Genomic DNA, 11,012 nt, shown 5'->3' with positions numbered 1-11,012 from the left:
GGGCCGCCTGGCCCCGGGCATCGACATCCGCGGCGCCGGCGGCTACCTGGTCGGCCCCGGCTCCCGCACCTCCCGCGGCCGCTACCGCCCGGCCTCCGGCGTCCCCCGGTCCCCCGCCCCCGCCCCGCCCCCCCCACCCCCACCTCGCCCCTGCGCCTGACGCCTCCGTAGGCCCCTCCACCGGTTCCTCCACCGGCTCCTTCGTCTCCGCCGCCTCTCCCCCCTTCCTCAGCCGTCGTCGGATCACCCTCCGTCGGCTCTTCCACCGGCTCCTTCGCCGTCAACATCCCCGGCGTACCCGACTCGGACCTGGCCCCCGAGCCGCTGCACCCTGCGCAAACCGTCTCCGGCGGACCGGTGGTGACCGGCAAGGTTCTGCGGGAGTCGCCGGAACGGCAAGCAGATACGGGGAACCTGGCAGATCACCCCGGGCGTGGTCACGGACACCGAGGCGAACGAACTCTTCGTGCTCGTCAGCGGCCGAGCGACGATCGAAGTCGAGGTCGAGAACGGGCAGGTCTTGGAAATCGACCCGGGCGACGCCTGCCTACCGCGCGAAGGCGACCGTACGCGCTGGACCATGCACGAGACGTTGCGCAAGGCGCACCACATCAGCCCGCGACGCAGCCCGCGACGGTCACCGAGCCGCGCCCCCCGTACCGTCGGCAAGTGCCCCGCACGGCGCCCACCTCGCCACCAAGCCATCCCGCCACCGAGCCACCCTGCCACCGAGCCACCCCGTCACCGAGTCCCCCCAGGGGACCGGGCGAACACTTGACCTGGGGTTGCGGACTGCCTTCAGGTGGGAATGCGACGAGCGACGCGTTTGTTGTGCCGCACGTAACGCCCGCAGAGCGGGTGACGCATGTGCTTGCCCGTACTGAGGCGGCAAGTTACGTGCGGCTGATGGTCCGTGGTACGGAAGAGGAGACCGCCGTGGCCGAACGCAGCCCCGAGACGAACGTCATCAACTTCCGGGCCGCCGAGCAGTTGCTGGCGGCCCGCGACCCACGCGGCGCCGTGCAACTCCTGGACCCGGTCATCGCTGCCCACCCGGAGAACACCGCGGCCCGCCTGCTGCGCGCCCGCGCCTTCTTCTTCTCAGCTCAACTCCGTCCTGCCGAACTGGAATTCCAGATCGTCCTGGAACGCGAACCGGACAACGCCTTCGCCCACTTCGCCCTGGCCCGCACCCTTCAGCGCGCCAACCGTACGGACGAAGCCCTGCGCCACTTCCGCCTGGCCGCGGCCCTGGACCCCCGCCCCGACTTCATCGAAGCCGCCCGCTTCGAACCCCCGGCAAGCTCCGAAGAGCCATGACCCGCCCCGCCTGAGACGGTCGTCTTCCGCCCGCCGCCCGCCGCCCGCCGCCCGCCGCCCGCCGCCCGCCGCCCGCCGCCCGTCAGCGGTCGTCATCTCTCCGTTCGGGACCACCTCCTTCCCCGCTGTCGTCCTTGCTCCCGCCCGCGCCGGGGTGGTCGCGGCCGCTGTCGGCTATGCCATGCCCCCTCGGCCCGCGGCTGCCCCAGCTGAGATCAGCCCGACTGCGGTGTGGCGGCCCGATGGCTGAGCCGTGGTCGGGTTCGTACGGCGGTATGTCCTTTCCCGGTTGGTAGTGCGCACCCTGACGGATGTGCCGGATCACCACCGCCAGGTCCGTCGCCGCGAGTGCGGTCACTACTGCGCACGCTGCCGCCCATCCCGGCCTGCCCGCCAGCACGAAGGCCACCGTGCCTGCCGCAGCCCAGAACATCCCCCACAGCGCCAGCCCACGGCGCATCCTCAATGAACTGCGAGCCTGAAGAGGTTCGTTACCGGTGCGCATCGCACCACTCCCCATTCACCACGCATCGCTCGCCGCCACGCGCTCGCCGCCACGCGCTCGCGCGGCGTCGGATGGTGGCCGTTGATGTCGGTCACATGCACATGCGTCGCGGCTCTCCTTTCCAGGGTCCTCCCGATCGGTGGGCCGCGTCATGTGGGCGAGCCCCCCGCCCAGCGAAGCGCTACCGGGCCTTCATGCGACCGTCTCCTGGCCCGGCACCTCCGATGCGTCGCGCTCACGGTGCCCCCCGCGGCAGTCCCGGACTGGGGTCGCCGGCCGGGTGGCTGTTGAGCCATGCCAGGCCGCCGATGTCGAGCCGGGTCCGGGCCCGCGTGACGGCCACGTACGCCAGGCGTGCTTCCGCGAGGTCGATCGGCCCGGGGAGGGGCTCACCGTCCGTATCCCGTTCGTCGAGATCGTCGGGGCCCGTGAAGTCGTCCGCGATCCGGACCGTCGGCCACTCCCGCCCCTTGGCCCGGTGCGCCGTCGAGACCGTGACCTCGGCTGTTTCCTCCTCCGACAAGCGGCCCAGCGCCTGCAGCAAGGCCTCCGTGCCGTGCTCGTCGACGAGTTCGACCAGCGGCAGCAGATCCCGTCCGGAGGGGTCGTACTCCGCGTACTCCCGCAGCTCTTCCCAGGACTCGAAGAGCATCAGCTCGGGATGGGACGGGCGGCGCCCCGATCTGAGGTCGTGCGCGGACTGCGCCAGCGCGGTCAGCGCCCCGCCGCCCCCCGCTAACGCCACCCGGCGGCTTTGTTCGAGCTGCCGTATCACCTCCACCATCGCTCCGACGTTGGTCCGGCACAGGACCGCGTCCGGCCGCGGGGCCCTCCCCAGCTCGGTGGCCAGCCACGGTGCGCCGTCGAGCCGGATCGGGGCGCCGATGATGCCCAGCCAACGGTTGGCCTCCGCGGCCAGCTCCGAGCCGAAACGGAAGGAACGGGAGAGGATCAGCTGTCTGCCGTCGAAGTCGCTCATCACGTCGCGTGCTCCGCGCCATCCGTAGATGGCCTGCGCGGAGTCCCCGACCATGACCAGTTGGGCATGTCCGCGCTGGGCGGCGAAGACCTGCTCGACCACGGGGTTGGTGTCCTGGGCCTCGTCCAGGAGGAGGAAGTCCGCCGTGATCTTCGGCTGGTTCAGCGCCCACATCTTCAGGTAGTGATCGTGCTCGAAGCGCACGCTGCCCCGCTCGGGGTGCTGGAGGTCCGCCCAGGCCTTGCGGGCGAAGGGCAGGACGACATCCGACAGCTGCTCGTGCAGCCCGTCCGCCTCCGCTCCGCGCAGCCGTGGCACATGCTGAGCCGTGAGATCCGGATCGGCGGACTGGCAGAACCGGGTCACGGTGCGCAAGGCCGAGTACGACAGCGCCCTGTTGCCGATCAGGCGTGCGCCGATGCGGACGGTCATCCCCGTGTCGATCCCCAGGGCGGCGCCGATGCGCCAGCCCGCCTGCCGCGGTGCGTTCAGCCGGGTCTGATACTCCCTTCCGACGGACGCGTACGCGAGGGCGTGTGCGGTACTGCACGTGACGTGGTCGGGGAAGCGCCGGGAAGCGTCCCGCGCGATCGTTCTGTTGAAAGCGATGTAGCGGCCTTGCCTGCACGGCGGGCGCCCGCGAGGGGGCGGGCAGTGGGCGAGCATCGCGAGCGTCGTGGTTTTGCCCGTGCCCGCTCCGGCCTGGATCACGAGATGGTCGCCCGCGCGGAAGGCATCCGCGGCGGCGGTCTGCTCGGCTGTCGGTCGGCTCACGCCGACGGTCGGACGGTGCATGTCTGCTCCTCACAGCGTGGATTCTTCGTCACTGTGTGTGACGACGGAATTCACGGTAGTCGATCGCGAGCCGGGCGTGGGATTTCTCTCGCGGCCTGTGGATAACTTCGGTCCGGGCCTCGTCGGGCAGGGCGTTGTCAGTGCTGTCTGCTTCCATCGATCTGACGCAGCCGAGCAGTTCCGAGGCCCGGCCGCGGTGCCATCGGCGCGGGTCCGGCTCCGGACCGTCACCGTCACCGGCCGGCATCGGAAAGGAGGGGTGGGCGTGGACGACCGTAAACTCGCAGGTCGGGGTGAGGGGCAGTCGAGAGGTGGGTGGCGGCCGGGCGGAGCGGGGCCGTGGGCGGGGACGGGACAGGCGCGAAGTACGCGAGGGAAAGGCAGCGGCATGGCGGAGAGCAGAGGGACGGCGGCGGGGCAGTGGCCGCCCGCGGCCGGCCCGCCGTCCGCCGGGAGCGTTGCGGGCCGTGCGCGGCGGGGAGAGCGGGAGGGCGCGGACGATTCCGTGTTCGCGCGCTGCGCCGTGATCTTCCTGCCCGCCGAGCCGCCCCGGGCAGGCCGGTTCGCGTTCTGGCGCCCGGACGATGGCCCTCTCCCGAGCGTTTCCGCGACCGGGGCAGGTAGCTCAGCGAGCGCGAGCGTGGACGTGGGCGCGGGAGTGGGGATGGGGGAGCCTGCCGAGGAGGGGGCGGGCGAGCCGGAAGCGGTCGGTGCGGCGGCCACGGCAGACGCGGCGGCAATGGCAGATGCGGCGGCAATAGCAGGCGCGGCGGCAGCGACCGGCTCGACGGGCTCGGCCGCCGTGGCGGAAGAGTCCGAGCTGACGGTTGCGCGCAGGCACGGCAACGGTGCCCGCAGACGTACGGTCCCCGCGGTGCTGCTCCCCCTCACCGAGGCGTTGCCGCTGCTGGCCCGTGCCCGGCACGACCCGTCCGCTCACCCCGCAGCGGCCTGCTGGGGAGCCGCCGTCCTCCACGCCCTGAACCTGGCCGCGCGCGGCCGGCTCCTGCCCGGACTGACCGCCCGGGACATCGACGCCTGGCGCGCCGGACCACTGGAGCCCGAGGACGCCGCACACCTGCGGGCGGTTGCCGCCGCCATGCCGCCCGAGGCGTACGCCGTTCCGCTGCCCGACAGCAGTCCCTTGCAGGTCCACGATCCGGCGCTGCTGGTCAGGGCCCTCCTGGACGCCGTGGCGGACGCGCTGCCCCGTACGCCCGCGGCGGCGCACCTGGCGGGCGCCCCCTTCGCGGCGACAGCGCCGCAGTACCTGCCCGGGGCGCGGGACTGGGCCGCGGAAGTGGCAGCCGGGGTGGATGCCGGAGTGCGGCTGTCGCTGAGGCTCGACCTGGCCGCCCACGGGCTCTTCGACATGCGGGAGGAGCCCGAGGACGGGAGGGACGGGGCCACCTCCGACGACGTGCCCGCATCGGCCCCTGCCGCAACGGAAGAACGCAGTGCCGCGGCAGCCGTCCTTCAGGTGCACAGCCTCACCGACCCCACCCTCGTCACCGACGCCGGCCGGCTGTGGGAGGGCGAAGGCCCCGATCACTTCGGCCCGCGCGCCCGCGTCGACACCCTGCTCGCCCTGCGCCGCGCCGCCCGGGTCTGGCCCCCGTTGTCCCGCTTCCTGGAGCGGCCGGTTCCCGACGTCCTCCCGCTGGCCGAAGAGGAGCTGTACGAGCTGCTCGGCGACGCGGCGCCCCGCCTGGCCGCCGCCGGAATCGCCGTGCACTGGCCGAAGGAGCTGGCCCGCGGGCTGACAGCGGCCGCTGTGATCCGCCAGGCCCCCGGCTCCGCGGCCGACGGATTCGGTTTCTTCGACACCGAGAAGCTGCTCCAGTTCCGCTGGCAGGTGGCTCTTGACGGCCTGCCGCTCTCCGAAGCGGAGATGGACACCCTCGCGGAGGCCCACCGGCCCGTGGTGCGGCTGCGCGACCAATGGGTGCTGGTCGATCCGGCGCTCGTCCGCAAGGCCCGCAAACGTGAACTGGGCTATCTGGACCCGGTCGACGCCCTGGCCGCGACGCTGAACGGCACCACCGAGGTGGACGGCGAGGAGGTCGAGGTGGTGCCTCTGGGCGCCCTCGCCGCCCTGCGTTCCCGCCTGACCCAGGAAGCGCCCGTCCCGCCCCAGCCCGCCGGGCTGCACGCGACCCTGCGCGACTACCAGCTCCGCGGCCTGGCCTGGCTGGACCGTATGACGACCCTCGGGCTCGGCGGCTGCCTCGCCGACGACATGGGCCTCGGCAAGACCATCACGGTCATCGCCCTCCACCTCCACCAGCGGCCCGCCGCCCCCGTCCTCGTGGTCTGCCCGGCCTCCCTCCTCGGCAACTGGCAGCGCGAGATCGAGCGCTTCGCCCCCGGCGTCCCCGTACGCCGCTTCCACGGCACCGGCCGCAGCCTGGACGACGTGGACGGCGGTTTCGTCCTGACCACATACGGCACGATGCGTTCGAGCGCCGCCACACTGGCCGCCCGCCCCTGGGCCTGGGTCGTCGCGGACGAGGCGCAGCACGTGAAGAACCCGCGGTCCTCCACCGGCAAGGCCCTGCGCGGCATCAAGGCCCCGGCCCGTATCGCCCTCACCGGCACCCCCGTCGAGAACAATCTGTCCGAGTTGTGGACCCTCCTCGACTGGACCACCCCCGGCCTCCTCGGCTCCCTGAAGACCTTCCGCGCCCTGTACGCGCGTGAGGTCGAAGGGGGCGAGGACCCGGAAGCAGCCGAACGCCTCGCCCGGCTGGTCCGCCCGTTCATCCTGCGCCGCAAGAAGTCCGACCCCGGCATCGCCCCCGAACTTCCGCCCAAGACGGAGACGGACCACCCGGTGGCGCTGGGCCGCGAACAGGCCGCGCTGTACGAGGCGGTCGTCCGCGAGACCCTGGCCCGTATCGAAGCGGCCGAGGGCATCGCCCGCCGCGGCCTCGTGATGAAGCTGCTGACCGCCCTCAAACAGATCTGCAACCACCCCGCGCAGTATCTGAAGGAGGCCGCTCCCGGCCTGGCGGCCCGTTCGGGGAAGCTGGAACTGCTGGACGAACTCCTCGACACGATCCTCGCGGAAGGCGGCGCGACACTGATCTTCACGCAGTACGTGGAGATGGCGCGGCTGCTGGAGAAGCACCTGACCGCGCGCGGTATCGGCAACGCCCTCCTGCACGGCGGCACGCCCGTGCAGGTCCGCGAGGAGATGGTCGACCGTTTCCAGTCGGGCCGCACGCCGGTCTTCCTGCTCTCCCTGAAGGCCGCAGGCACCGGACTCAACCTCACCCGGGCCGGCCACGTGATCCACTACGACCGGTGGTGGAACCCGGCGGTCGAGGAACAGGCCACCGACCGGGCCTACCGCATCGGGCAGACCCAGCCCGTCCAGGTCCACCGGCTCATCGCCGAGGGAACGGTCGAGGACAATATCGCGGAACTGCTCACCGCCAAGCGGGCCCTCGCGGACGCGGTCCTCTCCGGAGGCGAGACCGCCCTCACCGAACTGACCGACGCCCAGCTCGCCGACCTCGTCTCCTTGAGGAGGGCCGCATGAGCCGCCGCCCCCGCCCCTTCCCCGGAGACGGTGCCGACCGCTTCCCGGCACCCGGTACGGCCGCGTCCCCGGCCGCCCGCCCCGCCCGCGGCGCCGGGCAGGACCGCCCCGGGACCATGGACCGCTCCGACCGTTCCCGTACGTTCCCGCCGCTGCCGCAGCGTTCCGGCGCCCGGGGACTGTTCGCCGAGTCGTGGTGGGGGAGCGCCTGGCTGGACGCACTGGAGACCACGGCCCTCGACAGCGCCCGTCTCGCCCGCGGCCGTACGTACGCGCGCGACGGCAACGTCGACACGATCAACATCACCCCCGGGCGCATCGCCGCCTCCGTACGGGGCAGCAGGCCGCGCCCGTACAACGTGGTGATCCGCCTCCAGCAACTCGCCGCCGACGAGTGGAACGCGTTCCTGGACTCGGTCGCCGCCGAGCCGGCCCAGCTCACCGCCCTCCTGGCCAAGAAACTGCCCCGGGCCGTCGCCGACGCGGGCGTACGGCTGCTGCCCGGCCCGGGCGACCTCGTACCGCGCTGCTCCTGCCCCGACCACGGCAACCCCTGCAAGCACGCCGCCGCCGTCTGCTTCCAGGTGGCGCGGCTGCTGGACGCCGACCCGTTCGTACTGCTCCTCATGCGGGGCCGCGGCGAACACGAACTCCTCGACGAGCTGTCACGCCGCAACGCGACGCTCACCGCCCGCGAAACCCGCAGCGCCCGGCTCGCGCCGCCGGGCACGGTTGCCGGGCCGGCGCCCGACGTCCGCAGCGGCCCGCGCGCTGACGCCCGAGCGGCGGCTGCCGCGGCAAGGACGACGAAGGCAGCCAACGCCTCGCGGAGTTCCGAGACGCCGGAGGGGGAAGCGCCGGAGGGCGAGGGCGCGGGCGCGGGCGCGGGGGTGAAGTACGCGCCGGTGTCCGCGCCGTCGGCCCCCGCCGGGAAGCCCCGCTCGCCCAGCGGCGTACCGGCCCGTGAAGCACTGGCCGACCGACTCCTGCCGCCTCTCCCGCCACCCCTGCCCCTCCCGGCCCACCCCGGGCACGCCCATGCCCTCCCGGACGCCGAGGACCTTCCGCTCGACGCAGGCTCCCTCGAATTCCTCGCCACGGATGCCACGGCCCGAGCGCACGCCTACCTGAGCGCCATACAGGCCACCGCCTCGGAGCCACGGGTCGGCGACCCTCGCACCCCACCGCCGCCGACCGATGGCTCCGGGACGGACGTTCCGCACGCCTACGGACTGTCCCCGTTCCCCGCTCTCACGGCCTGGCAGGACGGTATACGGCTGGCCGCCACCGCCCACCCCACCGCCGGCCTGACCTCCACCACCCGCGCCCTCTACCGCGACCTCGCCGCGGCGACCGGCCGCACCGTGACGGACGTGGCACGCGCCGTCGCCGCCTGGCGTCAGGGCGGCCTCGAAGGGCTGACCCTGCTCGACGCCACCTGGAACCCACCGGCCGGCGACTACGACCGCGCACGCAGCGCCCTCATCGCCGCCGGCCTCCCCGCCCTCAGACCCCGGTACAACCACCTCACCGACCCCGTCCGCGGCATTCAGCTCCGCTTCGGCCACGACAACCGCTGGTACCCGTACGAGTCCGACCCCGGCACCGACGACTGGTGGCCCACCGGCCGCGCCGACGCCGACCCCGTAGGGGCCCTCACCACGCTGCTCGGCCAGTGACTAACCTCGGGGCCGTGGAAGGTCTCGACACACTCACCCGTTCTCTCGCACAGCGCGCCCCCGAAGAGCTGGCCGCCCTGCTCACCCGCCACGCGGAACCGCTGTCCCGCAGGCCCGCGCCCACCAGGCTGCGCGAGCTGGCCGGTGCCCTGTGGTCGTACGAAACCCTCCACCACACCGTCCTCCACCTCGACCACCCCCGCCTCCACCTCCTCGCCGCCACCGCCCGCATCAGCCAGGAACTGGCCCGCGGCGCCGCCCCCGCACCCGCGGCCCCCGCCGCCGGAGCCGACTACCAGTCGCTGATGGCACACCGGCTGTCGTTCCCGGACCTGGCCACCGAACCGGTCCCGGCGGACGACGCCTACCAGGCACTCGGCGCCGCCATCCCCGGCCCCGCCCGCGACGCCGTCACCGCCGCCCTGAACCTCCTCTACGCAGACGGACTCGCCGCCCCCACCGAGGACGGCGCCATCGTGGTCCCGCCCCGCACACCACAACTGCTGGCCGCCCACGACCTGGGAGCCTTCACCCCCGTAGCCCCGCGCTTCCCCGCACCGAGAACACCCGAATCCGGCACACCGGAATCCGGCACATCCGAATCCGGCAGACCGGAATCCGCAGCACCTGAAACCGACGGATCCGGACCCGCTGCACCCGGATCCGCCGCACCGGAACCCCCAGCTCCCGAAGTTGCCGCCTCCGCCGCCGCCGTTCTCAGGGGCGAGTCCCAGGCTGCCGCGTCCGCTCTCGCTGCCGCCCTGGACCGGCTGCTCGCCGCGCTCGCCGCCCAGCCCGCGGCCCTCCGCAAGTCCGGTGGCCTGGCCCTTCGGGAGATCAAGAGGCTGGCCAAGGCGGCGGACACGACCGAGGCCCGCACCCGCCTTCTGCTCGACCTCGTCCTCGCCGCCGGCCTCATCGCGCTGACCCGTACCCCCGCAGGCATCACGGCCGTGCCCACCGAGGCGTACGACGCCTGGCTGGCTCAAACTCCCGGTGAGCGGCTGGTCCCCGTCCTCACCGCCTGGGCCGCCCTCTGGGCCATCCCCACGTACACCCCCTTCGGCGAAACCCCCACCGCCCTGGTGCGCGGCGAAGACCGGCACGCTCCGGCCCTGCGCCACGCCCTGCTCAAGGCGTTGGCCACCGCGTCGGCCGACGCGGCGCCCTCCCGGCTTCCGGTCGGCACGTCCTTCACGTCCCGTGGGGCCGAGCGGTCCCCCTTCCGCGGGGCCGAGGCGTCACCACACCGCCCCGACCTGCCCGCTCTCCTCGAAGCCGCAGCCTGGCACCGCCCTCTGGCCGTCGTCGGCGAGCCGCTGGCCGAGGACCGCGCCGCCCACATCCTCGACGAGTCGGCCTTCCTCGCGCTCACCGCACACGGCAGCCTGACCTCCCTGGGTCACGCCCTGTTCTCCGCGACCCCGGCGAGCCCCGATGCCCTCGGTGCCGCCCTGCGCGACCTTCTCCCGCCGCCCGTCCAGCAGGCCCACTTCCAGGCGGACCTGACGGCCGTCGTACCGGGGCCCCCGTCAGCTGCCCTCGCCGGTCTGCTGTCCGCGGCCGCCGACCGCGAATCCGAAGGCCACGCCGTGACCTGGCGGTTCACCCCCGCATCCGTACGCCGCGCCCTCGACGCAGGCCATGGAGCAGACGGCCTGATCGCCGCCCTCGCCGAGGTGTCGGCGGCCGGCCCCCTTCCGCAGCCCCTGACCTATCTCGTCCAGGACGCCGCCCGTTCCCATGGCCGGATGCGTGTACTGCCCACCGCCTGCTGCATCCGCTCCGACGACGAGGCCCTGATCCGCGAACTCGCCGCCCACCGCACCCTCCGCCCCCTCGGTCTGCGCGTCCTCGCCCCCACCGTCCTCGCCAGTGCCCAACCGCCCGCCGCAACGCTCGAAGCCCTCCGCGGTGCCGGTTACGCCCCCGCACTCGAATCCGAATCCGGTACCGCATCCGTCGAACGCCGCCCCGGCCACCGCACCCGCACCGGCCCGTCCGGCACCGCCACCACCCCTCTGGACCTGGCCCGGCGACTCCTCGCGGGGTGACCGGCGGAACGAAGGACGGTGACTGTCAGTGAGGTCAAGTAGCGTAGGAGAACAGGAAGTCGGAGCGGTGGGCGGAAGGGGATCGTGAGGGAAAGTTCCCCCTTCGAGGGGCAAGTTTTCCCTTGACGTGACAGCG

General features: G+C 73.3%; 6 protein-coding genes and 2 pseudogenes. 6 read left to right on the top strand and 2 right to left on the bottom strand.

Annotation, left to right across the window (positions count from 1 at the left end; all coding sequences use genetic code 11):
* The 3 genes and pseudogenes from A6A06_RS41490 to A6A06_RS07265 all read left to right on the top strand — a co-directional run.
* A pseudogene (locus tag A6A06_RS41490) lies at positions 1-151 on the top strand (bifunctional DNA primase/polymerase); the annotation flags it as partial.
* 134 nt (positions 152-285) lie between these two features.
* Positions 286-616: pseudogene (locus A6A06_RS07270) on the top strand (cupin domain-containing protein); the annotation flags it as partial.
* Between the two features lie 320 nt (positions 617-936).
* Positions 937-1,320 carry a tetratricopeptide repeat protein gene (locus A6A06_RS07265; protein ID WP_073760269.1) on the top strand — a complete coding sequence of 128 codons (384 nt, stop codon included), beginning with the start codon at positions 937-939 and terminating at the stop codon, positions 1,318-1,320.
* 82 nt (positions 1,321-1,402) lie between these two features.
* Here A6A06_RS07265 and A6A06_RS43695 read toward each other — a convergent pair whose 3' ends face one another.
* Positions 1,403-1,825, bottom strand: coding sequence for a DUF6343 family protein (locus A6A06_RS43695; RefSeq protein ID WP_338015861.1), 423 nt, complete (start codon positions 1,823-1,825; stop codon positions 1,403-1,405).
* 235 nt (positions 1,826-2,060) lie between these two features.
* Positions 2,061-3,599, bottom strand: a complete 1,539-nt coding sequence (locus tag A6A06_RS07255; protein ID WP_073760225.1) for a UvrD-helicase domain-containing protein — start codon at positions 3,597-3,599, stop codon at positions 2,061-2,063.
* A gap of 664 nt (positions 3,600-4,263) precedes the next feature.
* On the opposite strand from A6A06_RS07255, the gene A6A06_RS07250 reads away from it, so the two are divergent.
* From A6A06_RS07250 to A6A06_RS07240, 3 genes are read left to right on the top strand one after another with little or no spacing between them, the layout of a single operon-like run.
* The gene (locus A6A06_RS07250; protein WP_338015860.1) at positions 4,264-7,143 is read left to right on the top strand and encodes a DEAD/DEAH box helicase; all 2,880 of its coding nucleotides are present in this window, start codon (positions 4,264-4,266) and stop codon (positions 7,141-7,143) included.
* The gene (locus A6A06_RS07245; RefSeq protein WP_079193851.1) at positions 7,140-8,822 is read left to right on the top strand and encodes an SWIM zinc finger family protein; all 1,683 of its coding nucleotides are present in this window, start codon (positions 7,140-7,142) and stop codon (positions 8,820-8,822) included. The genes A6A06_RS07250 and A6A06_RS07245 overlap by 4 nt, the downstream gene beginning before the upstream one ends.
* 14 nt (positions 8,823-8,836) lie before the next feature.
* On the top strand, positions 8,837-10,876 hold the full coding sequence (locus tag A6A06_RS07240) for a helicase-associated domain-containing protein (protein ID WP_079193850.1): 2,040 nt from the start codon (positions 8,837-8,839) through the stop codon (positions 10,874-10,876).
* The last annotated feature ends 136 nt before the right edge of the window (positions 10,877-11,012 follow it).

This window comes from Streptomyces sp. CB02923 (assembly GCF_001905005.1).
In the GTDB taxonomy this organism is placed as follows: domain Bacteria; phylum Actinomycetota; class Actinomycetes; order Streptomycetales; family Streptomycetaceae; genus Streptomyces.
Note: the sequence above shows the minus strand (reverse complement) of the source record. Positions and strands in the feature narration are given on the sequence as shown.